Here is a 20,289-nt window from a genome sequence, read left to right as displayed (position 1 = left end):
TCTAGTTTTCGTGTTGCCGCTGGAACTGCGTATTCGTCGGGAAATCCAGATTTTGGGATGCGACACAGAAGTGAAACACGACGAGTGCGCTCATCGGCAGAACGGCAGCAACGCTTCACGGAACTCCATGATGGATGAAAAGCGTTTGGCGGGATTCCGGTCGAGCGCTTGCTGAATGACATCTGCTAAGTCCTGCGGAATGTCACTTCGGCGTTTGGAAATCGGGACCGGGTCATCCTGAAGGATTTTCAGTAACTGCTGCTGAATCTCCGGTGGGAAGTCATGGATGCAAGACTGTGTTAGCAGATAGTATAAGGTGGCGGCTGCGGCAAACTGATCGACTGGTGGTTGCGAGTCCCGATAATTGGTGATTTGCTCCGGAGCCATGAATGCGGGCGTGCCACCCGTTTCACCCATGACGGTCAATCCGCTCATGGCGGACGATTGATACACCCGAGCCAACCCAAAGTCCGCCAATTTGACGACCCCGCGGCCATCGACTTGGGTGAGTAGCACATTGGCAGGTTTGATGTCGCGATGCACAACGCCCTGCGAGTGGGCGTAATCCAACGCCAACAACAATTGGCAGATGATCGCGACACCCTGCGGGATCGGCAGCGGACCGCCAGCGCTCTGCATCATCTCCAGTGCATCTTGTCCACGCACATATTCCATCGCGAAATACAAAATGCCATCCGCTTCGCCGACATCATGGAATGAGACGATATTCGGATGTTGCAATGTTCGTAGAATTTGTGTCTCGCGAATAAACCGTTTAACGTCGTTCTCGCGGATCGCACCGCCCGGCCGAATCGTCTTCAATGCGACAACACTGTTATCCTTCAACCGAATCGCTGAGTAAACGGTTCCCATTCCGCCCGTTCCCAATGCCTCGACCAGCAGGTAGCCAGGGACAGGTTGTGGCTGACTATAAATCTGCGTGCGATAATCGTCTGGCAGCAGAGCCAACGCGGACGGTGACAGCACCGGAATTTCGATGGCAACCGTAACGTTCTTAGAATTCGCCGGGGGTGGTGCCGGTGCGATGATCGGATTCGATTTGGGGTCCATCGGGTCTGCCGGACGCTGCATCGACGGCTTCGGTCGATCACGTTGTGGCGGAGGTGGATCAAGAGCTTGCTCAGCGTCATCCGTGATTCGAACCCGAATCATTGTATGACCGGCTTGAATCAAATCGTTGTCAAAGAGGTCTGCCATCCCCTCGACACGCGTCTTGTTGACCGTCGTTCCGTTCCGGCTGCCCATGTCCAATAGGCGACAATCCGGCGGGTTGGACTCCACCATGAAGTGCACTCGCGAGATAAATCGATCCTTCTGCGGCAGTCGAAAGTGAGCACAACCGGCGCGGCCGACAATGAAATTGTCGTGCTCGGCAAACGTGAATCGCCGCCCTTTGTGCGGTCCGCCTTCAACGGTCAAAATGACTTGCATGGTCATGACAGTGACGACTCACCAAACAATTCGAATGAATGAAAATAAAGGAAATTACACTAAAAATCGTGATGGGCTTCTATATATCTAGCACTGCACCATGCAGTTGAAGGTTTCCCCGACCCGATTTCTCCGAAAAATCAGCCAAATTCATCCCGGAATTTCATAACATACCATAAGACGAACCAGGATCGCAAAACCTGTTGCTACTCCATTGACGATGAAATGACGCCGAACCCCATTTTCACCACATGTGTCCGGTAAACAACTTGCTCGTTTCGCGTGACTCGGGCTGTCAGTTTGTCGTGCAAACGAATTGGCTGCGGGCTTTGAAAGTTGTTTCTTTCATACTATGTCCGTTGGAGAGAATCATGGGCAAAAAACTACGTCGATTTGACCAAACCGACCGCCAAAACGGACGGAAAACGCTCCAATTGTGCCGACAAGTGGAACGGTCTCTGTGTTATGCGTTAGGCAGCGTCGGAGATGATGTCCTCGGTGGCTTGCTGGTGATGTCCGTGGACCCGGCTCCCGACGCCACACATTTGCTGGTTTCGGTGTCCATATCTGATGAGGACGTCCAACCGGAAGAGGTCCTGCAACATCTCGGAACTGCACTACCTAGACTCCGGCAAGAAGTCGCTCGCGACATTCATCGTCGCCGAGTTCCCGATCTTGGTTTCCGTTGTATTGCCAACAATTAAGGCCAATCAATCCGATTGACTTCGCAATTAGCGCACAAAGAAACCGATACCGTTTAACAGGTATCGGTTTCTAATTTCTGTGATGATTCGAGACGAATCAATCGTCTTTCTTTTCTTCGTCAGCCCCACCGTCTTCAGCGGTGGCGTCAGTTGATGTTTCATCCGAAGCTTCCGCTTCCGACGAAACTGACTCGTTGGCTTCTTCGTCCGAAGTTGTTTCTGTTTCTTCAGATTCGTCGACAACCGGTGCGGCACTGGAGCGTGATGTCGTTCGCTGACGATCGCGATCGTCACCGACAAATTCAATCAGAGCTTGCTCGCCGGAGTCACCCAACCGAACCGTTGCCAACTTGACCACGCGAGTGTAGCCGCCTTCCCGATCAATATATCGGGGGCCAAGCTCGCTCATCAGCACTTCCACGGCTTCGATGTCACGAAGTTCGCTGATAAGCCGTCGACGGAATGACAAAGCGGGAGCCATTGCAGCGGCCCACTCTTGCCATTGGTCTGACTCACGCCATGACTTCCATTCAGAGCTACCCCGTTCTGCAGAGGTACCGAACTCTTCGGCCTTCTCCAAGTGCGGTTGAGCCCGACGAGCCAAAGTGATGCACTTTTCGACGAACGGACGAAGCGACTTTGCTTTTTGCACGGTCGTGACAATCCGACCGGGATGCTTCGGCGCGTTCTCAGCGTCCTCGTCAGCCACGACCGACTTGATCAAGCTACAGGCCATGTTACGGAACATGGCTTTACGGTGGGATGCATTCCGGCCGAGTTTTCGGCCTTTTACTCGGTGACGCATAGCGTTCGATCCGTTGTCTGTGAAACCAAGTCGATACGTTACGGGCCGACTTGTAAAGTGTTTGGGTCAATCTGCAAAATGAAACGACTTAGGAACCGGAAGTCGCACCGGGCTCGGTCTGTGGCGGCTTCATGCCCAACCGAAGATTCAGGGCACTCAATCGTTCCTGGACTTCCAAGAGCGTTGTTTCGCCGAAGTTTCGGACGGTCAGCAACTGATCTTCTGTTCGACTGACCAAATCGCGGACCGTGTTGATGCCTTCCGATTCCAGGCAGTTCGTCGCCCGCACCGAGAGGTTCAACTCCGCCAGGCTTTGGCCGAGCTTCTCTTCCAACTCCAAGTCGATCGGCGTGTAACCGATTTCCGTTGACATATTTTTGAGCCCAGCTTCCGGTGGCATTTCCGGTCCTGGCTCTTTGTAGGTGACGAACGGGTTGAGGTGCTTCCGCAAAATCTTGGCCGCTTCCACCAACGCCATCTCCGGCGTGACCGTTCCGTCTGTCCAAATTTCCAAGGTTAACTTGTCGTAGTTGGTTCGTTGACCAACACGAGTGTCTTCCTTGGCGTATCGCACGCGGGTGACCGGTGAGAAAATCGCATCGAGTGGGATCACACCCACTTCCGGATCCTTCTCGAAGTGTTCCGAAGCTTGCACGTAACCACGACCATTCGCGATCGTCAATTCAACGTGAAATGGAACATCATCCGTCATCGTAGCGATGACCAAGTCTTTGTTGATCACCTCGACCTGGTCGTCGGTAATGACGTCCGCACCGGTGACCACGCCTCGCTCGTGCTTTTCAATTCGCAGTGTCTTTGTGGCCGCCGAGTGATTCTTGACGATCAAGCTTTTCAAGTTGAGGCAAATGTCCGTCACGTCTTCGACCACACCTGGGATAGTGGTGAATTCGTGTTGAATGCCTTGAATCTTCACACGCGTGACCGCACTACCTTCCAGACTGGAAAGCAGGATCCGACGCAAACTGTTGCCGATCGTGTCACCGAATCCACGCTCAAATGGCTCAGCGGTAAATCGTCCGTAAGTATCTGTCGAAACGTCCTGATCGGGAACAACCCGGCTGGGCAATTCCAAACCACGCCAACGAATACGCATAGAACCCTCGTCGTCTCAAGCAGTTGTTTTCGGCGGACTCTCGTGTGCGGTAGCAGTCAGCGAGAGATAAGAATTGGCTGGCAAAATGCGTGATTGTTTTCCGAAAACCATCTTACCAACTGCCGTCCATGTGGGCATTCTTCAGGAGATCACACTCGTCGTTTCTTCGGAGGGCGACAACCATTGTGTGGCAACGGAGTGACATCTTCGATTGAGCGGATCGTGATGCCGTGGATTTGCAACCCGGTGATTGCACTTTCCCGTCCAGAGCCTGGGCCCTTAACGCGGACTTCCATCTCCCGCACACCGAACTTGACAGCTCGCTCAGCACAGGTTTCCGCCGCACGTTGCGCGGCGAAGGGCGTGCTTTTTCGGCTTCCCTTGAATCCAACCGTGCCAGCGGTTGCCCAGGTCAGCACGTCGCCATTTGCGTCCGTGATGGTGACCGTCGTGTTATTGAAGGTCGCTTTGATATGGGCGATTGCCTTCGTCACATTACGCCGTACTCGTTTTTTCTTTACTTTCGCCACAGCGGTCAATTCCTAGAGATATCTGAGAGGTCTTCGAATTCAAACGTGAAGACTGAAGAAAACCGATGTCTGAATAATGCAGTTCCAGGAGTGCTCAACAACATGTCAGGCTTAGTGCCGCATGTCCTTGACACCCTTCTTCCCAGCCACGGTCTTCTTGCTTCCCTTCCGAGTCCGGGCATTGGTCTGTGTTTTTTGGCCTCGCACCGGCAAGCCTCGTCGGTGTCGCAAGCCACGATAACAGCCGATGTCACGCAGACGAGCGATGTTTTGGCGAGTCACCCGGCGAAGAGCACCTTCGATGGTCAACTCTTTGTCGAGGTAGTTGTTGATGTGTGCCAATTCATCATCTGTCAGGTCTTTGGCACGTTTTCGCGGATCCAACTGCAAGTTATGGCAGAGGTCCAACGCCGTCCGGTCCCCGATTCCATGCAGGTAAGTCAACGCGATATACGTTGGCTTGGAGTTGGGGATGTCGACACCTTGCAAACGTGGCATACGTAACACACTCCTCAAATCCGCTCACGCGGACCATCGATCAGACAAAGCTTTGAAAACTTGGGAAATCCGTCACACAACGAAGTGGGGTTAGGACCTAGCCCTGACGTTGCTTGTGACGTGCGTTGTTATTGCAAATCACGTAGATCCGGCCTTTGCGGCGAACGATCTTACAACCTTCACAGATACGCTTAACGCTTGCACGGACTTTCATGACTTCACCAATGAAAAAACGTCGACCAATTTTGGCCGCCAAAGTAGAATCGGAGATTATAAGCAGTCAGGACGCCATTCGGCAACTGTTCGGTACAACAATTGCCGAGTCGCCTCCAACTTTCTAGTTTTCTGTATCCAGCAGACCGGGATAGTTCCGCATCGTCAGGTGGCTGTCGATCTTCTGAACCAAGTCAAGACAAACCGAAACCACAATCAGCAAGCCAGTTCCACCGTAGAAGCTCGCGATCAGGAAGGGAATTCCCAGCGAGGTCGCGACAACCGTCGGGATGATGGCAACAATCGAGAGGAACGCTGCTCCGACAAAAGTGATGCGGACCATCACCTGTTCCAAATAAGCCGCCGTCCGTGCACCCGGGCGGTATCCCGGGATGAAACTTCCGTAATCCTTCAGGTTGTTCGCCATATCTTTCGGGTTGAAAGTAATAGCCGTCCAGAAGTAACAGAAGAAGTAAATCAAGGAGATGTAAAACATGTTGTAGAGGTATCCACGATCGCCGAAGACCGAAGATGCCAGTTGCAGAAACGTGCTCTGCGGGAAGTAACTTGAGAGTTGCCGAAACACAATCCAAGGAAACATCAACAAGCTTGATGCGAAGATGATCGGCATCACGCCGGCTTGGTTCACTCGCAACGGAAGGTGTTGACGTTGTCCACCCATGACCCGACGGCCACGAACGTGCTTCGCGGATTGAATTGGGATTCGCCGTTCACCTTTGGTGATCGCAACGACCCAAACAACAACGAACACGAAGAGCCCGCCAAGTAGCAGGAATCGCTCGATTCCCGTATCGCTACCAAGTGCCAAACTCCCCTTCTCGTACGCAGGACCAATCATTGCACCGGCCGCCGAGGGCATCCGGGCGAGAATCCCTGCCATGATCAGCAAACTAATTCCGTTGCCGATCCCAAATGCATCAATTTGCTCGCCGATCCACATCAAGAAGATCGTACCCACCGTCATCGTGATCGTGCCCGCGATGAGGAAGAACGGCGTGTCGAAACCCGCCATGATCAATCCACCGCCGGACCCAAAACCACCTCGAAGCTGCTGCAACCAGAACCAACTCTGGAAGATACAGATCACGACGGTCGCAAGACGTGTATATTCATTGATTTTGCGGCGTCCGGATTCACCTTCCTTTTGAAGCTGCTCAAGCGGCGGGTAGACGCTGCCGAGCAACTGGAAGATAATCGACGCCGAAATATAGGGCATGATACCCAGGCCGAAAATCGTGCTGTTGCCGATATTCGAAGCTGAGAACAATGCCACAATTTGCATGACTTGCCCGAGACCGCCTTCGCCGCCTTCGGACATATCGCGCATTCGATCCACAAGCTCTTGCTGGTCGATGAACGGCAAGGGAATATTGAATCCCATGCGGTAAATCGCCAACAATCCCAACGTCAACAGAATCTTCTGCCGAAGTTCGGGGATCTTGAAGATAGTGATCAGTCTATCCAACATGGCCGAGGTCCTTGCGGCGTGCGATGCGGTCGCTCATCGTGCGCGACCGGCTTGGTTCGCCTAGAGCGGAATCAGTCGGTTTCTCAGTTGTTCGCACCGCTGCGAACTCCCTTTCGCGGAAACTGTAACGGACAGGCAAAAATTCCACAATTGAACGATCTTGAATTGCCCAATATCCGTTAGCTCAATTTCTCGACGGTTCCGCCGGCTGATTGAATTTGCTCTTCGGCCGATTTTGAAAATCGATGTGCTTGGACGGTCAACTTCTTGGAAAGTTCACCTTTGCCCAAAACTTTGAGGACGCTGTACCGCCCCCGGAGAACGCCTTTTTCTTTTAGCGTCTCTGGGCTGACGGTGTCTCCGGCCTCGAAAGCTTTTTCAAGCTGCGAGATGTTGACGATCGCGACCTCTGTGGTGAACCGTGCGTTGCTGAAACCGCTTTTGGCGATTCGACGCATCAACGGCATCTGACCACCTTCGAAACCAGTCCGTCGTTTGGAACCGGAACGGCTGAAGTAACCTTTATGGCCACGACCAGATGTTTTGCCGTGTCCCGAACCGGTTCCCCGCCCGATTCGCTTACGCTTTTTATGCTTGTGAATTCCCTGATGGACGTCGTTGAGAATCATTTGTGTCGATCACCTTTCGCTGTAGTGGGTTCTGTCTCGCGGAGACACGAAAACAAAGTGTATCTTGTCAATCGCGGACACGAAAGACCGTGAAACGGTCTAGACTTCCACTCCTCGCAAGCGAGCCACGTCCTCACGGGTTCGCAGTTTTTCTAATGCGTTAAAGACCGCTTTGACCAAGTTCATCGGGTTGGTTGAGCCGAGGCTCTTCGTCAGGATGTTGGTAATCCCGACGGATTCCACGACCGCTCGCACGGTGTTACCCGCGATGATCCCGGTACCAGGTCGAGCTGGCAACAACAGCACTTTGGAAGACCGGTATTCACCGACCACCTGGTGCGGAATCGTTGTGTCGACAACGGTGACTTCTTTCATGTTTTTGTTAGCGGCCTTGGTGGCCTTCTCAACCGCCAAAGGGACTTCAACGGCTTTGCCATATCCCCAGCCCACACGTCCTTTGCCGTCACCTAGGACGACCAACGCTGTGAAGCTGAATCGACGTCCCCCTTTGACGACGCACGAACATCGGCGGATCTGGACAACCTTTTCTTCCGAACTTTCGTTACGATTCTCTTGCGCCACGTCTTGATCTCCAATTCAACCCGGTCTGTACGGGTTTGTCGGTCGGTTGCCTTCGATGTGCGTATTTGTCAGTCGATGGTCTTTGACTGTAGTTCTAGAATTGCAGACCGGCTTCGCGGGCAGCATCTGCAAGTGCGGCGACTCGTCCGTGATACCGATAAGGACCACGGTCGAAGACGACCTCTTTGATACCTTTTTCAATAGCTCGCTGGGCGATCGATTGGCCAACCTTTGCGGCGGCTTCTTTATTACCCGCGTGCTTTCCCGCGCCGTACAGGTCTTTTTCGATCGTGCTAGCAGAGACTAAGGTCTTGCCTTCCACATCGTCAATGATCTGGGCGTACATGTGATTGTTGCTGCGGAAAATCGACAACCGTGGGCGACCCACTGCTGAGCGACGAATCGCATTGCGAACCCGAAAGGTTCGTCGTTGCTTGGCCTTGGCAAATTTTTGCTGAGCCTTCACCGTGTTTACCTCCGATGATGCTCTCGGATGATTAAAATGTCAGATCCCAACGAGATCGTGACTGAAATTGTGCACGTTCAATGTCTTGAGCGATCTCCGCCCAAGTGTTACTTCCCGCCTGCGAACGCCTTCCCGGCTTTTCGTTTCACGTGCTCGCCTTGGTAGCGGATGCCTTTGCCTTTGTAAGGTTCCGGCGGTCGGACTTTGCGAATTACGGCGGCAAACTGACCACAGGCCTGTTTGTCCGCACTGCGAATCACAATATGGGTGTTGTCTGGAAGTTCGCAGATCACACCATCCGGCACGCGAAGTTGCACGGTGTTGGCGAACCCAACGGACAGGTTCAAAACGCCATCGGAGAGCACAGCGTTGTAACCAACGCCTTGGATCTCCAAACGCTTCTCGAAAGGATTCTGAACCCCTTGAACCATATTGTTCAAGAGACTGCGAGTCAGACCGTGCAAGGCCCGGTTCTCGCGTTGGTCGTTCGGCCGGGTGACTTTCAGTTCCCGAGCGTCCGAGTCCCAGTCCACATCCATATTCGGATGAGGATTCAGTGACAAATCGCCTTGTTTGCCTTTGATGTTGACGGTTCCGTTTTGCACGGTGATGTCGACACCATCTGGCACTGGGATAGGTTTTTTACCGATTCGAGACATGGCTCGGATTCCGTTGGCTACCAAAAACGTGTTTCAACTTGACGACTCGGATACGGAGTCGAATGTACTACCAGAGTGTGCAAAGCACTTCGCCGCCGACGTGCTCTTTTTTCGCTTCGCGGTTGCTCAGGATGCCTTTCGGGGTTGAAAGGATGCAAATCCCTAGTCCCTGGAGGATTTCCGGCATATCGGTCACTTTGGTGTAAACCCGCCGCCCGGGCTTACTGGTCCGTTCGAGATGCTGGATCACCAGTTCCCCGTTCGGTCCGTATTTCAAAGTAATACGAAGCACGTTCTGCGGATATTGTTCGATAATCTCGTAATCCCAGATGTACCCTTCGCGTTTGAGGGTATCTGCGATGGCGGCTTTCTGCTTCGACGCTGGGATGTCCACAAGCGGTCGCTCGATGGCGATCGCGTTGCGAATTCGAGTGAGCATGTCAGCAATGGGGTCGGTCATCATGGCGGTTAGAGTCCTTGTCGAATCGAGAGCGGCCTGCGGTCCGCGGTGGTCTGTGACTCGTGCATTCCGTTACTGCTCTCGGAGCGGCAGGCCGAGTTCACGAAGGAGTTCACGCCCTTCCTCGTTGGTCTTCGCAGAAGTGACAAAAGTAATGTTCATGCCTTGCACGTGTTGGACGGCGTCGGCGTTGATTTCGGGAAATACCAGTTGTTCGTTCAGTCCGAGGCTGTAGTTGCCATTGCCATCGAACGCCTTCGGGTTGAGCCCACGGAAGTCCCGCACTCGCGGCAACGCCAGACGAATCAATCGTTCGGCGAACTCATACATCCGTCCGCGACGCAAGGTCACCATCGCACCGATTTGCATGCCTTCACGCAACCGGAACTGAGCGACTGACTTGCGAGCTTGAGTGATCTTTGGTTTTTGACCACTCAATTGCGTCAGGTTCGCGACGGCTTCTTCGAGATGTTTCGAATCCTGAATGGAGCTTCCGACGCCCATGCTCACGACGATCTTTTTCAGCGCCGGGACCGCATGCACGTTGGTGATATTCAGTTTTTTCTGCAACGCGGGGACGATCCGCTCACGATATTCTTGCAGCAGTTGAGACATGGCGTGACTCAAATTTCTTTCGGACCAAACCACTCAGGATAAAATCTTCAAACTCAATTTCAACGGAGGCCAGCTACGCTGCTTCCGTTAGGATTTCTTGGCGTACCGCGCTCGAGGCGGGCTAATCGTGCCAGCGGAGGCGTCGCATTTCTTGCAGAACCGCTCTTTGCTGCCGTCTTCCGTGTAACGAAGACCAACTCGCGTGGCTTGGCTACAGGATTGGCAGTACAGCATCACGTTGGATGCTTCGATCGGTCGCTCAATTTGGAGCTGTCCGCCTTGCGGGCTCTTGGGATGGCCACGCTTGACGTGCTTGACAGCACGGTTGATTCCTTCCACAACCAATCGCTTCCCACCGTCGAGAACTTGCACGACGCTACGGGGAGTGCTGGAAGCCGAATCACCCGCGATAACAATGACTGAATCACCACGTTGAATTTTCACGGTCAGACGACCTCTCTGGCTTGGCTGATGATTTTCATGAATTTTCGGTCTCGCAGTTCACGAGCGACGGCACCGAAAATCCGGGTTCCACGTGGGTTTCCGTCAGCATCGACCAAGACGATCGCGTTACGATCGAACTTGACATAGCTGCCGTCATCACGGCGGGTCGCTTTCTTCGTGCGGACGATCACGCCCCGTGTAACACGTTGGGCCTTGTTGCGTTTGTCAGTGAACGGGCTGCCGGGCAAGGCTTTCACGATACTGACGACAACGACATCGCCGAGGCCGGCAAAACGCTTGCGGGAACCGCCGAGCACCTTGATACATTTGGCAACTTTGGCGCCGGTGTTATCAGCGACGTCCAACTCTGTTTGCATCTGGATCATGGGATGACCTGTGTGAACTCAAGCAAGACGCGTTCGTCGGCCTGGTTACGGTAGGAACAATATAAAATCTAGTCTCTGATGAATCACTCTTCGAACTGACCAAAGTCAGATCATGTTTCTTCGGAAGCGGGTTGCTCGGCGGATTCGGCTGACGCTTCTTCGCGTTCGCCGGGGGCCGCGACGGCACCTGGATCAACCAAGACTCCGCCACGTCGAATGACCGAAACAAGCTCCCAACGTTTGGTCTTGGAACGAGGGCGAGATTCGATAATTTCGACGACGTCGCCTTCCTGAGCTTCCTGATTCTCATCGTGGGCATAACAGACCGTGCGGGCGCTGACGATCTTGCCGTACTTCTTGTGACGATAAAGTCGTGCGACATCAACACGAAGCGTTTTCTCGTTCTTCGCGCTTCGAACTGTGCCTTGAAGTTTCTTTTTCATCGTCTGGTATTCCGACTGTCTATCTAACTCAGGACTTGGTCACGATTGGTGAATTTGAAAGTGATTCATCACCACTTCACCGATGGACGACTAGCTTTCTTCGCTAGCGGTCGCACCGGCGAGCTTGCGTTCGTTTTGAATCGTAAGAATTCGAGCAATCTCACGACGTAATCGTTTCATCTGGCTTGGAGCATCCAACCGTTCGGTGGCACTCTGGAACCGAAGATGAAAAAGTTCTTCGCGAGTTTCTTTGAGCGCGAACTCCAACTGTTCATCACTCATGTCTCGCAACTCGGCTGCCGTACTCATTGATTACGCTCTTTGTTCTCGTTGGATTGACCGAACAATTCCATCTTGTGTCGTTGTAATTTCTGTGTTACCTAGACCGTCTGCTGACGGGCAACCAGTCGCACTTTCAAGGGCAACTTGTAGGCAACTCGGGCAAAACAATCTCGTGCAGCATCGTGGCCAACGCCAGTCAGTTCGAACAAGATTGTTCCAGGCTTGATGACCGCGACCCAGTGATCCGGCTCACCCTTCCCTTTACCCATCCGCGTTTCCAGTGGTCGAGCCGTTACAGGCTTATCCGGGAAGATGCGGATGTAAAGTTTTCCTTCGCCACGAACATATTGAGTTGCCGCAATACGACAAGCTTCAATCGTGTTCGCTGCGATGTGGCCGGCTTCAAGTGACTGCAAGCCCCATTCACCGTAGGCCACCGTGTTTCCACGGGTCGCGTTACCTTTTATGCGACCTCTTTGAACCTTGCGGTGCTTGACTCGTTTGGGCATTAGTGCCATCGGTATTCTCCTCGTCTGCGTAGTCGCCGAGATCGATCCAAACTTTTACGCCGATAATGCCTTGAGCTGTTCTCGCAGCACAAAAACCGTAATCGATATGTCGTTGCAGCGTCGACAACGGGATCGATCCGCGGCTGGCTTTCTCGGTTCGGGACATTTCCGCCCCGCCGAGTCGACCGGCCAATTCCACTTTGATTCCATGCACGCCGGACTCCATCACCTGATCAAGCGACCGCTTGAGTGTGCGACGAAAGCTCCCTCGTTTTTGCAACTGTTGAGCAATGTCTTCGGCAACAAGCACAGCACTTTTGCTGGGGTTGTTGATTTCGTTGATCTTCAGTTCCATGCGGCGACCGGTGAGGTCTTCCAATTCCGCTTTCAACCGATCGACCTCTTGGCCTTTTCGCCCGATGATGATACCGGGACGAGCGGTGAAGAGGTGAACGACCACTTGGTCGCGAGTCCGCTCGATTTCGATCTTCGGAATCCCGGCGAACTGATATTTCTCTTTGATGAACTTACGGATCTTAAAGTCTTCGATCAGTAAGCCGCCGAACTCTTTCTTCGAAGCATACCACCGGCTGCGATGAGGTTCGGTGATACCGATTCGAAATCCTGTCGGGCGAACTTTTTGTCCCATGGGATGTCCTTGTCGGAAAGTCGTCTCGCCAAAGTTGCGTTTGTATCGTTGATTAGCTGCCCGGTACTTCCACAGTGACGTGGATATGGCTGAACCGATGTCGTTCGAGGTAAGCCATACCGCGTGCTCGTGGTCGAATCCGTTTGTACATTGGCCCGCCGTCTACGCGGCATTCGCTCACAACTAGTGAGGAAAAGCCGCGAGTGCTTTTTTGCTCGGCGTTGGCCACGGCACTTTTCAGGACCTTCTCCAGAAACCGCGCTCCGCGGTTCGGGATATAATGAAGGACGTTGATCGCTTCCTCGGCTGACTTCCCGCGGATCATATCCGCGAACGGTCGCACCTTGGTTGCCGAGATCCGGGCGTGTCGATGTGTTGCTCGAAATTCCGCCATGTCGACTCTTACCTTTTCCCTTTCGCCCCGTGTCCACGGAACGTGCGAGTGGGAGCAAATTCACCGAGTTTGTGCCCGATCATTTCTTCCGTCACATAGACGTTGATGAAGGCACGACCGTTATGAACCATGAAATTGTGGCCGATGAAGTCTGGAACGATGGTGCAGGAGCGCGACCATGTTTTGATGGCGTCCTTCTTTCCACCTTCATTCATCCGCTCGACTTTCTCGAGCAGTTTGTCATCAACATAAGGGCCTTTTTTCTGCGAACGGCTCATCCAGTCATCCTCTTGTTCCACCCAGTTTCAGAATGTGATTCGCTTAAACTCAATCAGCTTGCAACTACGTCTTCAGCACACCATACCGACGCGACTTACGCCGCCGGATAATAGCCTTCGACGAAGCTTTGCGGCGTTTCCGGGTTTGACCACCTTTGGCCAACTTCCCGGTCGGGCTACATGGATGGCGACCGCCCGAGTTTCGACCCTCACCACCACCCATCGGGTGAGCGACAGGGTTCATCGCCGTCCCGCGAACATGCGGACGTCGACCCAACCATCGTTTCCGTCCCGCTTTACCGAGACGAATACTGGAATGTTCGGAGTTACCGATCTCACCGATCGTCGCTCGGCATTTGGCCGGCAGTCGACGAACTTCACCGGAAGGCAATGTGATCTGAGCCCACTTGCCTTCACGGGCGTTGATGACCGCGGATGTTCCGGCTGCTCGGCAGAGTTGACCGCCTTTGCCCGGTTGCATCTCAATGTTGTGAATCGTGGTTCCCGGCGGGATGGATTCCAATGGCATGCAGTTGCCGAGGTTCGGCTCAACTTTCTCGCCACTGACAATCATCGTGCCGACTTCCAGCCCCTTTGGAGCCAGGATGTATCGTTTTTCGCCGTCGACGTAGTGCAGCAAGGCAATACGAGCGGAGCGACACGGATCGTATTCGATGAACGCGACTTTGGCTGGAATGCCGTCTTTCTGTCGACGAAAATCGATGATTCGGTATTGCCGCTTATGTCCGCCACCACGGTGACGAGCTGTAATTTTGCCTTGGTTGTTTCGTCCGCCCTTTTTCTTGTAGCGGACCGTCAGCGATTTCTCCGGTCGCTTTTTGCGATCGGTAATCTCTGCGAAATCACTGACCGACGCATTCCGTCGGCCGGCACTGGTCGGTTTGTAAACTCGAATTCCCATGATTATTCCCTGTCAACCGGCAAGTTTCAAAGATGGCTTGGCTGGCGTCTCTTCTTAGAAGAACGAGATGCGGTCGTCTTCGTGAAGCTCGACAATCGCCTTCTTCCAATCTTTTGTTCGACCCTTGCTGATTTTATGCCGTCGTGGCTTTCCTTTGCGGTTTTGCGTGCGGATCTTGACGACTCGCACATCCCACAATTCTTGGACTGCCTTTTTGATATCAGTCTTGGTTGCCAACGGATTCACTGCGAACGTGTAAGCGTTGTACCGCTCGGAGATATGAGTCCCCTTCTCCGTCACGAGTGGACGCAGCACGACTTGGTATGGCTCGAGAGCCAATCCTTGCGTTGCCTCTTCGGTTTCGTTTTGTTCCGTCGACATGTTCTATTGCCTCGTCGATTTTCTGAATCGAATTGGTCGCTCGATTTAGTTGGCTGCTGCGGTTTGTTTCGCTTGCGTGTTGTTGCGGAAGTTGTCGATCGCGTCTTTTGTGATCAACAATCGTTTTTGTCGCAACAATGCATATGCATTCAAGTCAGATGCCGGCAGGATTTGTAGGTTCTCGATGTTGCGAGCCGACAAGTATGCCGTCTTGTTGTACTCAGGAACAACCAGCAGCGTGGAGTCCGTTGCCAACCCAAGCGTCTTGAGCAGCGAAGCCACTGGCTTGGTCTTGACTTCTGTCAATGTCAGTTCGCTCAAAACAACCGCTTCGTCATCCTGAAACTTGCTCAGCAAGGCCATTCGGGTGGCCTTTTGCAGAGCTTTCCGTGGGAGACGGTAGTAATAATCAATTGGCTTCTTGCCGAAGGCGTGACCACCACCGCGTCGAATCGGCGTTCGTTTGTTACCAGCACGTGCGCGGCCAGTTCCCTTTTGGCGAAAGAGCTTTTTTGTGCTCCCCTTCACCATGCCGCGAGATTTTGTCTGGACGGTTCCTTGACGACGATTTCGTTGGTACATGACCACCGCGTCGTGAAGGAGCTGTTTGCTAATCGAATCGGCGAGATCGGCTTCGTCGAACTCGTAAGTTCCGACGTTTGAGCCATTCATGTCGACGATGGGCAGAGAGATCATGCCACAATTCCAATTTGATGTTTCAATATCTAACTAAAACCGAACCAATATCCGCCTGGCTAAAAAGCCTTCTTAGACAGGCTTCTTCGGTCGCTTCAGTTTCGAAGTGTGACGGACAACAACATATCCGCCTTTCGGGCCAGGTACTGCCCCTTTAACGAGAATCATGTTGTTTTCGGCATCAACTTTGACAACTTGCAGGTTTCTCACAGTGACCCGTGCGTTGCCATATCGCCCAGCCATTCGAGTTCCCTTGAGAACACGAGATGGGTCAGCACTCATACCAATCGAACCACCGTGGCGGTGGACTCGTTTGACACCGTGCGTTGCTCGTTGGCCGCTGAAGTTGTGACGCTTCATGACCCCGGCCGTCCCGCGACCTTTCGAGGTACCGATGACGTCCACTCGCTTAAGGTCTGCCAAGAAGTCCGCTGTCAGGGTTTGGCCGACTTCCAAGCTGTGGTCTTCACCATCAGTCCGGAACTCTCGGACAAACCGCTTCACTTCCGTCTCAGCTTTGGCCGCAGCTTCAACGCCAGCTTGCTGCCGACGCTCTTGACGCTTGCTTTTGACGTCAGATCGAACATGACCACGTGCCGCCCGAGAAGGCGAGACAACTTGGTCGCCTTTCTTTTTGAGCGGTGCGTCATCAAAGCCGATTTGAACAGCTTCGTAACCATCTTTGTCTTGGGTGCGAATCTGAAGGACCACACACGGACCGGCTTCGATCACGGTTACCGGAACGATTTCGCCGGATTCATTGTAGACTTGTGTGTTGCCAACCTTGCGGCCCAGGAGCCCTACCGGCATCGCACTTACCTTCCCAATGAGGACGCTCAATCTCGCGTTGCTTGGAGCGAGAGCGGAGCGAGTCTGCTTAGAAATATTACCCAGAGTGAACTAGGCCCACTGGCCTTCTACTCTGGCTCGAAACCACACAGCACTTACGTGCTGCTGGTTATGTTTAGCAATCGACACATGCCCGCCATGCGAACTGGTCTCGATTATCTTTCGGTTGGCCGCTTTCAGTTACTGAAGGGCTTCACCTTAATGGCGGCATTAGCTGCCGCCAGTTGTCGCTTTAATCTTGATATCCACACCAGCCGGCAACGACAGCTTATTGAGAGCGTCGATGGTTTTGCCGGTGGGCTGCATGATATCGATCAGGCGCTTGTGCGTCCGAATTTCAAATTGCTCACGCGATTTCTTGTCAATGTGCGGCCCACGAAGGACCGTGTATCGCTCGATTCGAGTGGGCAATGGGATCGGTCCATGAACGATCGCACCTGTACGCTTTGCCGTGTCGACAATGTCAGATGCGGACGTGTCCAGCACGGAGTGATCGTACGCTTCCATCCGAATTCTAATACGCTCACCGCCGGCCACGTGTCATGTCCTTCGAGTAGTACTGTCTTGTGCGGATGCCGTTTTCTTGTGGGTGGCATCTGCTGTGAAAATCTTCCCCGCGAAGGGGAAGGACGTTTTTAATCCGGTTGCTGCTTGCTGTCAATGAGGTGAAGCCAACTTTTGTGAAATTGTGGTGTTTTCACGAAAATTGTCCGAACCTTGCGTTAGTCGTTGCGAAGTTTGAGGTCCATTTCGGACAGTTTTGCGCGGACTTCGTTGAGGCTTGTCACACCGAAGTTTCGTGTTCCGAGAAGTTCGTCCTGCGTTTTGTGGACGAGTTCGCCAATGGTGGTGATGCCAAGGCGGCTCATGCACTTGCGGGCACGGACAGACAGGTTGAGCTCCGAGATCGGCTTGCCGAGCACCGCTTGTTCCTGTGGAGACAGGTTGACGGATTGGGTCGGTGCGTACGGAGGTGGGGTTTCTTTCTTCTTGTTGATGTTCTGCCCGATCATGAGTCCGTGTTGGCTCATGAGGTCACGGATTTCGTGCAGACTGGTTTCCCCGAAGTTTTTACCGGCAAGCAGTTCGCCTTCGTTGATCCGGGTGAGATCGCCGAGGCTGTAAATATTCATGTTTTGCAGGCAATTGCGTGCTCGGACCGAAAGTTCGAAGTCGGTGACCGGGCGGTTGAGCAATTGCTCGACGCGGGCTTGCTCTCGGGCTTGCTCCTCGTCGTAGTACATGTTGCTGGTGGCTTCGATGTCCTTCAGGTAGAGCTGCGCACGTTCGTGGTTTGGGTCTACCGAGAGGATTTGTCGGAAGCAGTAAGCCGCGGCTGGGTAGTTTTCGTTGTCTTCGTAGAGCAGGCCCAGATTGAGCAGTGCTCCGAGGTAATAGGGTGGCTTGGAGAGAGCTTGTTCGTAGAGGCGGATGGCGTCGTCGTCGTTGCCCCGCAGTGCGTTCTCAGCAGCCAGTCGGAAGAGTGCACGGGAGTGGTGCGGTTGCATGTCGACCGCACGTTCAAAGTATTCGATGGCACCGAATGAATCGCCACGATCCGAGAAGACACACCCCTTCTGGTAGGAATACTCGGCTCGACCGGCCGCTTCGGTGGCGACGCTCTTGAGGATGTCGTCGGCTTCATTGACGCGGCCGGTTTGGCGGATCACGCCAGCCTTTCGCATCGTGCATTCGATTCGATCTTGCCCGAGGCTGGCGGCACGGTCAAAGCGTTCGGCGGCTTCTTGGTATCGCTCCATCGCGGCCAATGCGATTGCGTGGTAGAACACAGCCAAGCTGTCGCTCTCAACCCGTGACAGGTAGCGGTCGGCAGCCGGGTGGTCTCCCAAAATGTAGGAAATGATCCCGACTTTGGCGAGTAGTGTGTCGCTTGGTGAGCTCGATTCTTCGATTTCACCTTTCAGAGACCCGAGTTGCTGGCGGACTTCGATCGATTGCGGGCCGGCAATTGCTTGTTCAAGTAAGTCGATCTCCGCCGGCCCAAATCCGGATGGGGCTTGGATAAGCTCCTGAATGTTCATTGGCTCTGCAACAGGCACGGGGTTGTCCTAACTCAAGAACTGGAGTGTCAACGCTGGCCGTCGTTATTGACCATATCGTTGCCACTAGGTACGCGAACACAACAAGCCCCGATCGTCGGAACTTCAGCGACGATGGGGCGAATGTTTACAAACAATTTCTAAAATATAAATCGCTGAGAAATTTCTTGCAACTCACTTGACGTGCGTCTCTGTGCAGATCGGGTACAGCAAGATTGCTGAATCTGCTTCGATTCAGCAAGTTTTGGAGGCTGTTTGGGGACGCTCGGCCGGTTCTTCCGTCTCGGTTTCGGTCGGCCGATTTCGTGTGGGAGGGAAGCTGCGGTACAGTCCGACCGGGAATCGTAGTGTTCGGAACGGTGTCATCCCGACCAATTGTGTGACGACCTCGCGTGTTTTTTTCGATTCGTCCTCGCGAACACGCAGAACCAGCGGAACTGCGAGCAGTCTGAGCAAAATACTCAGTAGGAATGCCATGTGAAACGCTGTGAAGTCGCGGCCGTTGAGTTCGATGCTCACATCGGAAAACGAGACAATTGCAGATCCCGTGAGCAACGCAGTCGCACCGCCTGCCAACCCGGCGATAGCGGTTCCGGCAGCGATGAACATGGTTCGATTTGCCGGCGGTGAGTTCTTGAGCAGAAAGCCGTTGTTCGCGATGGCCATTCCCGCATTCATGATTGCATCGACCACGAAGACAGGAACAAGAATCCAGAATGCCAGGTCCGGGTCTCTCGGCAGAAAGAGCAACGCGATCATGTTCAGCGACTTAAAAGCCGTACAGAGAACGAGAAGCGGCCGGTTGCCCACGCTTTCGCTGAGATGCCCCATCTTGCCGCAAAGGATCGCTCCGCCGGCCCAAGAGCATGTCCAAAGAAGCATGACCGATTGCACACTCAGGCCGATTCGAGTGAGCAGAAAGAACGATATAAATGGGGCACCCGTGTTGGCCGCGATCTGCCAGAAACTGGTGAAGGCGATGAACGACCGAAAATTGCGGTCTTGGAACGGTGCTGAGAACACAGTCCGCAATCGTGGGATCGGGATCGGAGTGACGGGCGGTTCTTCAACTTTGAGGAACATTAGTAGGTCCGCAATTCCGAAAACCGCTCCAACCAGCAGGTGGATGGAAAAGGCGTAGCGTGTTTCCAGGCCGCTGTTGGCAAGATGGACCGCTCCCACGAACAACGCGAGTGCTCCCGCCCATTGCATCCAGAATTGGCGAGAACCCCAAATGCGGTTGAGTCGCTCGCGGGGTAGGTAGTCGCCCATCCAGGACAACCATAAAGGCGTGCAGAAGTGGAGTAGAAGATGGTTTCCCGCGGTCAGTCCGATAAACAACCATAGCCAAGTTGCATTCAACGCAGATGGGAACAGCCAAGTTCCGATCGCCAATGGAATAAAGAGGCTGCGTTGGACGATCGCGACCGACAGCCAAAGTCGTCGCCGATACCGCAAGTGGTTGGCGACCACCGCAGCTAAAAACTGCGTGAAGAGTGTTGCTGCCGGTAACGCCCCGAGCAGGCCGATGTGAAATGCGTTTGCGTCAAGCGATCGTGCGTATTCGATTGTCGCCGAGGACATCGTCAGTTGAGTGTAGATCATCCCCAAACACCCGGCGAGGATGATGCCCGTTTGCGCCTGTCGTTGATTCCACACGCGAGAGATCCAGAGACTGAATTCTTGAAAAGCCGACTCGATATCCAATTACGTTTGCGGAATCTACCGAGCCGGACCTTTTTTCACGAGATCAGTTCTTGACCACAAATGAGCAAACGCT

At 53.5% G+C, this 20,289-nt stretch carries 29 protein-coding genes; 1 reads left to right on the top strand and 28 read right to left on the bottom strand.

Going from position 1 to position 20,289, the window contains the following annotated elements; genetic code table 11:
• Positions 1-90: 90 nt before the first annotated feature.
• Positions 91-1,458 (bottom strand): protein kinase domain-containing protein, encoded by a 1,368-nt coding sequence (locus tag G6R38_RS05525; protein ID WP_166820772.1) that lies wholly within the window; start codon positions 1,456-1,458, stop codon positions 91-93.
• A gap of 365 nt (positions 1,459-1,823) precedes the next feature.
• Here G6R38_RS05525 and G6R38_RS05520 point away from each other — a divergent pair, with 365 nt between their 5' ends.
• The gene (locus G6R38_RS05520; protein ID WP_166820769.1) at positions 1,824-2,156 is read left to right on the top strand and encodes a ribosome-binding factor A; all 333 of its coding nucleotides are present in this window, start codon (positions 1,824-1,826) and stop codon (positions 2,154-2,156) included.
• Positions 2,157-2,253: 97 nt separating this feature from the next.
• Here the strand turns inward: G6R38_RS05520 and G6R38_RS05515 are convergent, their stop codons facing one another.
• The 27 genes from G6R38_RS05515 to G6R38_RS05385 form a co-directional block, all read right to left on the bottom strand.
• Positions 2,254-2,961 carry a bL17 family ribosomal protein gene (locus G6R38_RS05515; protein WP_166820766.1) on the bottom strand — a complete coding sequence of 236 codons (708 nt, stop codon included), beginning with the start codon at positions 2,959-2,961 and terminating at the stop codon, positions 2,254-2,256.
• Positions 2,962-3,049: 88 nt separating this feature from the next.
• Positions 3,050-4,075 (bottom strand): DNA-directed RNA polymerase subunit alpha, encoded by a 1,026-nt coding sequence (locus G6R38_RS05510; RefSeq protein WP_166820763.1) that lies wholly within the window; start codon positions 4,073-4,075, stop codon positions 3,050-3,052.
• 149 nt (positions 4,076-4,224) lie between these two features.
• Positions 4,225-4,605: a 30S ribosomal protein S11 gene (gene rpsK / locus G6R38_RS05505; RefSeq protein WP_166820760.1), complete on the bottom strand. Its 381-nt coding sequence runs from the start codon at positions 4,603-4,605 to the stop codon at positions 4,225-4,227.
• 111 nt (positions 4,606-4,716) lie between these two features.
• Entirely contained in the window at positions 4,717-5,103 is a 387-nt protein-coding gene (gene rpsM / locus G6R38_RS05500; RefSeq protein WP_166820757.1) for a 30S ribosomal protein S13, read from the bottom strand.
• Between the two features lie 97 nt (positions 5,104-5,200).
• Positions 5,201-5,317: a 50S ribosomal protein L36 gene (gene rpmJ / locus G6R38_RS05495; protein WP_166820754.1), complete on the bottom strand. Its 117-nt coding sequence runs from the start codon at positions 5,315-5,317 to the stop codon at positions 5,201-5,203.
• 123 nt (positions 5,318-5,440) lie between these two features.
• Positions 5,441-6,805, bottom strand: coding sequence for a preprotein translocase subunit SecY (secY, locus tag G6R38_RS05490; protein WP_166820751.1), 1,365 nt, complete (start codon positions 6,803-6,805; stop codon positions 5,441-5,443).
• Between the two features lie 179 nt (positions 6,806-6,984).
• On the bottom strand, positions 6,985-7,434 hold the full coding sequence (gene rplO / locus G6R38_RS05485; protein WP_166820748.1) for a 50S ribosomal protein L15: 450 nt from the start codon (positions 7,432-7,434) through the stop codon (positions 6,985-6,987).
• Between the two features lie 99 nt (positions 7,435-7,533).
• On the bottom strand, positions 7,534-8,016 hold the full coding sequence (gene rpsE, locus G6R38_RS05480) for a 30S ribosomal protein S5 (protein WP_166820745.1): 483 nt from the start codon (positions 8,014-8,016) through the stop codon (positions 7,534-7,536).
• A 94-nt stretch (positions 8,017-8,110) separates the two neighbouring features.
• A complete protein-coding gene (gene rplR, locus G6R38_RS05475; protein WP_166820740.1) occupies positions 8,111-8,482 on the bottom strand; it encodes a 50S ribosomal protein L18 in 372 nt (123 codons plus the stop codon).
• Between the two features lie 107 nt (positions 8,483-8,589).
• Positions 8,590-9,141 carry a 50S ribosomal protein L6 gene (gene rplF, locus G6R38_RS05470; protein ID WP_166820736.1) on the bottom strand — a complete coding sequence of 184 codons (552 nt, stop codon included), beginning with the start codon at positions 9,139-9,141 and terminating at the stop codon, positions 8,590-8,592.
• Positions 9,142-9,208: 67 nt separating this feature from the next.
• Entirely contained in the window at positions 9,209-9,604 is a 396-nt protein-coding gene (gene rpsH, locus G6R38_RS05465) for a 30S ribosomal protein S8 (RefSeq protein ID WP_166820733.1), read from the bottom strand.
• Positions 9,605-9,673: 69 nt separating this feature from the next.
• On the bottom strand, positions 9,674-10,216 hold the full coding sequence (gene rplE / locus G6R38_RS05460; RefSeq protein WP_166820730.1) for a 50S ribosomal protein L5: 543 nt from the start codon (positions 10,214-10,216) through the stop codon (positions 9,674-9,676).
• An 87-nt stretch (positions 10,217-10,303) separates the two neighbouring features.
• The gene (gene rplX / locus G6R38_RS05455) at positions 10,304-10,660 is read right to left on the bottom strand and encodes a 50S ribosomal protein L24 (protein WP_166820727.1); all 357 of its coding nucleotides are present in this window, start codon (positions 10,658-10,660) and stop codon (positions 10,304-10,306) included.
• Positions 10,661-10,662: 2 nt separating this feature from the next.
• Positions 10,663-11,046 (bottom strand): 50S ribosomal protein L14, encoded by a 384-nt coding sequence (gene rplN / locus G6R38_RS05450; RefSeq protein WP_166820724.1) that lies wholly within the window; start codon positions 11,044-11,046, stop codon positions 10,663-10,665.
• A gap of 110 nt (positions 11,047-11,156) precedes the next feature.
• Entirely contained in the window at positions 11,157-11,489 is a 333-nt protein-coding gene (gene rpsQ / locus G6R38_RS05445; protein ID WP_166820722.1) for a 30S ribosomal protein S17, read from the bottom strand.
• Positions 11,490-11,579: 90 nt separating this feature from the next.
• Positions 11,580-11,798 carry a 50S ribosomal protein L29 gene (rpmC, locus tag G6R38_RS05440; protein ID WP_166820719.1) on the bottom strand — a complete coding sequence of 73 codons (219 nt, stop codon included), beginning with the start codon at positions 11,796-11,798 and terminating at the stop codon, positions 11,580-11,582.
• A 71-nt stretch (positions 11,799-11,869) separates the two neighbouring features.
• The gene (gene rplP / locus G6R38_RS05435) at positions 11,870-12,289 is read right to left on the bottom strand and encodes a 50S ribosomal protein L16 (protein ID WP_166820716.1); all 420 of its coding nucleotides are present in this window, start codon (positions 12,287-12,289) and stop codon (positions 11,870-11,872) included.
• Complete coding sequence (rpsC, locus tag G6R38_RS05430; protein WP_166820713.1) at positions 12,228-12,929, bottom strand: 30S ribosomal protein S3; 702 nt, start codon at positions 12,927-12,929, stop codon at positions 12,228-12,230. The genes rplP and rpsC overlap by 62 nt, the downstream gene beginning before the upstream one ends.
• Positions 12,930-12,981: 52 nt before the next feature.
• Complete coding sequence (gene rplV, locus G6R38_RS05425) at positions 12,982-13,323, bottom strand: 50S ribosomal protein L22 (protein ID WP_166820710.1); 342 nt, start codon at positions 13,321-13,323, stop codon at positions 12,982-12,984.
• A gap of 8 nt (positions 13,324-13,331) precedes the next feature.
• The gene (gene rpsS, locus G6R38_RS05420; RefSeq protein WP_166821152.1) at positions 13,332-13,601 is read right to left on the bottom strand and encodes a 30S ribosomal protein S19; all 270 of its coding nucleotides are present in this window, start codon (positions 13,599-13,601) and stop codon (positions 13,332-13,334) included.
• 64 nt (positions 13,602-13,665) lie between these two features.
• Positions 13,666-14,523: a 50S ribosomal protein L2 gene (gene rplB / locus G6R38_RS05415; protein ID WP_166820707.1), complete on the bottom strand. Its 858-nt coding sequence runs from the start codon at positions 14,521-14,523 to the stop codon at positions 13,666-13,668.
• A gap of 54 nt (positions 14,524-14,577) precedes the next feature.
• Positions 14,578-14,904: a 50S ribosomal protein L23 gene (gene rplW / locus G6R38_RS05410; RefSeq protein WP_166820704.1), complete on the bottom strand. Its 327-nt coding sequence runs from the start codon at positions 14,902-14,904 to the stop codon at positions 14,578-14,580.
• Between the two features lie 45 nt (positions 14,905-14,949).
• Complete coding sequence (gene rplD, locus G6R38_RS05405; protein WP_166820701.1) at positions 14,950-15,600, bottom strand: 50S ribosomal protein L4; 651 nt, start codon at positions 15,598-15,600, stop codon at positions 14,950-14,952.
• Positions 15,601-15,672: 72 nt separating this feature from the next.
• A complete protein-coding gene (gene rplC, locus G6R38_RS05400; RefSeq protein WP_166820696.1) occupies positions 15,673-16,410 on the bottom strand; it encodes a 50S ribosomal protein L3 in 738 nt (245 codons plus the stop codon).
• Positions 16,411-16,659: 249 nt separating this feature from the next.
• Positions 16,660-16,986, bottom strand: a complete 327-nt coding sequence (rpsJ, locus tag G6R38_RS05395; RefSeq protein ID WP_166820692.1) for a 30S ribosomal protein S10 — start codon at positions 16,984-16,986, stop codon at positions 16,660-16,662.
• Positions 16,987-17,171: 185 nt separating this feature from the next.
• Complete coding sequence (locus G6R38_RS05390; protein WP_240928074.1) at positions 17,172-18,509, bottom strand: DNA-directed RNA polymerase subunit alpha C-terminal domain-containing protein; 1,338 nt, start codon at positions 18,507-18,509, stop codon at positions 17,172-17,174.
• Between the two features lie 234 nt (positions 18,510-18,743).
• Complete coding sequence (locus tag G6R38_RS05385) at positions 18,744-20,168, bottom strand: MFS transporter (RefSeq protein ID WP_166820689.1); 1,425 nt, start codon at positions 20,166-20,168, stop codon at positions 18,744-18,746.
• Between the last annotated feature and the right edge of the window lie 121 nt (positions 20,169-20,289).

Origin of the sequence: Thalassoroseus pseudoceratinae (genome assembly GCF_011634775.1) — a bacterium.
GTDB classification, from domain to species: Bacteria; Planctomycetota; Planctomycetia; order Planctomycetales; family Planctomycetaceae; genus Thalassoroseus; species Thalassoroseus pseudoceratinae.
This window is presented reverse-complemented; position numbering and strand designations above follow the sequence as displayed.

Coding starts and splice junctions, on each gene's coding strand:
- rpmJ (WP_166820754.1), bottom strand. CDS start 5,317: ATGAAAGTCCGTGCAAGCGTTAAGCGTATCTGTGAAGGTTGTAAGATC.
- rplP (WP_166820716.1), bottom strand. CDS start 12,289: ATGGCACTAATGCCCAAACGAGTCAAGCACCGCAAGGTTCAAAGAGGT.
- rpsQ (WP_166820722.1), bottom strand. CDS start 11,489: ATGAAAAAGAAACTTCAAGGCACAGTTCGAAGCGCGAAGAACGAGAAA.
- rplB (WP_166820707.1), bottom strand. CDS start 14,523: ATGGGAATTCGAGTTTACAAACCGACCAGTGCCGGCCGACGGAATGCG.
- rpsS (WP_166821152.1), bottom strand. CDS start 13,601: ATGAGCCGTTCGCAGAAAAAAGGCCCTTATGTTGATGACAAACTGCTC.
- secY (WP_166820751.1), bottom strand. CDS start 6,805: ATGTTGGATAGACTGATCACTATCTTCAAGATCCCCGAACTTCGGCAG.
- G6R38_RS05515 (WP_166820766.1), bottom strand. CDS start 2,961: ATGCGTCACCGAGTAAAAGGCCGAAAACTCGGCCGGAATGCATCCCAC.
- rplF (WP_166820736.1), bottom strand. CDS start 9,141: ATGTCTCGAATCGGTAAAAAACCTATCCCAGTGCCAGATGGTGTCGAC.
- rplE (WP_166820730.1), bottom strand. CDS start 10,216: ATGTCTCAACTGCTGCAAGAATATCGTGAGCGGATCGTCCCCGCGTTG.
- rplN (WP_166820724.1), bottom strand. CDS start 11,046: ATGATCCAGATGCAAACAGAGTTGGACGTCGCTGATAACACCGGCGCC.
- rplD (WP_166820701.1), bottom strand. CDS start 15,600: ATGATCTCTCTGCCCATCGTCGACATGAATGGCTCAAACGTCGGAACT.
- rpsH (WP_166820733.1), bottom strand. CDS start 9,604: ATGATGACCGACCCCATTGCTGACATGCTCACTCGAATTCGCAACGCG.
- G6R38_RS05520 (WP_166820769.1), top strand. CDS start 1,824: ATGGGCAAAAAACTACGTCGATTTGACCAAACCGACCGCCAAAACGGA.
- rplC (WP_166820696.1), bottom strand. CDS start 16,410: ATGCCGGTAGGGCTCCTGGGCCGCAAGGTTGGCAACACACAAGTCTAC.
- G6R38_RS05525 (WP_166820772.1), bottom strand. CDS start 1,458: ATGACCATGCAAGTCATTTTGACCGTTGAAGGCGGACCGCACAAAGGG.
- rpmC (WP_166820719.1), bottom strand. CDS start 11,798: ATGAGTACGGCAGCCGAGTTGCGAGACATGAGTGATGAACAGTTGGAG.
- rplV (WP_166820710.1), bottom strand. CDS start 13,323: ATGGCGGAATTTCGAGCAACACATCGACACGCCCGGATCTCGGCAACC.
- rpsM (WP_166820757.1), bottom strand. CDS start 5,103: ATGCCACGTTTGCAAGGTGTCGACATCCCCAACTCCAAGCCAACGTAT.
- rplW (WP_166820704.1), bottom strand. CDS start 14,904: ATGTCGACGGAACAAAACGAAACCGAAGAGGCAACGCAAGGATTGGCT.
- rplO (WP_166820748.1), bottom strand. CDS start 7,434: ATGATTCTCAACGACGTCCATCAGGGAATTCACAAGCATAAAAAGCGT.
- rpsC (WP_166820713.1), bottom strand. CDS start 12,929: ATGGGACAAAAAGTTCGCCCGACAGGATTTCGAATCGGTATCACCGAA.
- G6R38_RS05510 (WP_166820763.1), bottom strand. CDS start 4,075: ATGCGTATTCGTTGGCGTGGTTTGGAATTGCCCAGCCGGGTTGTTCCC.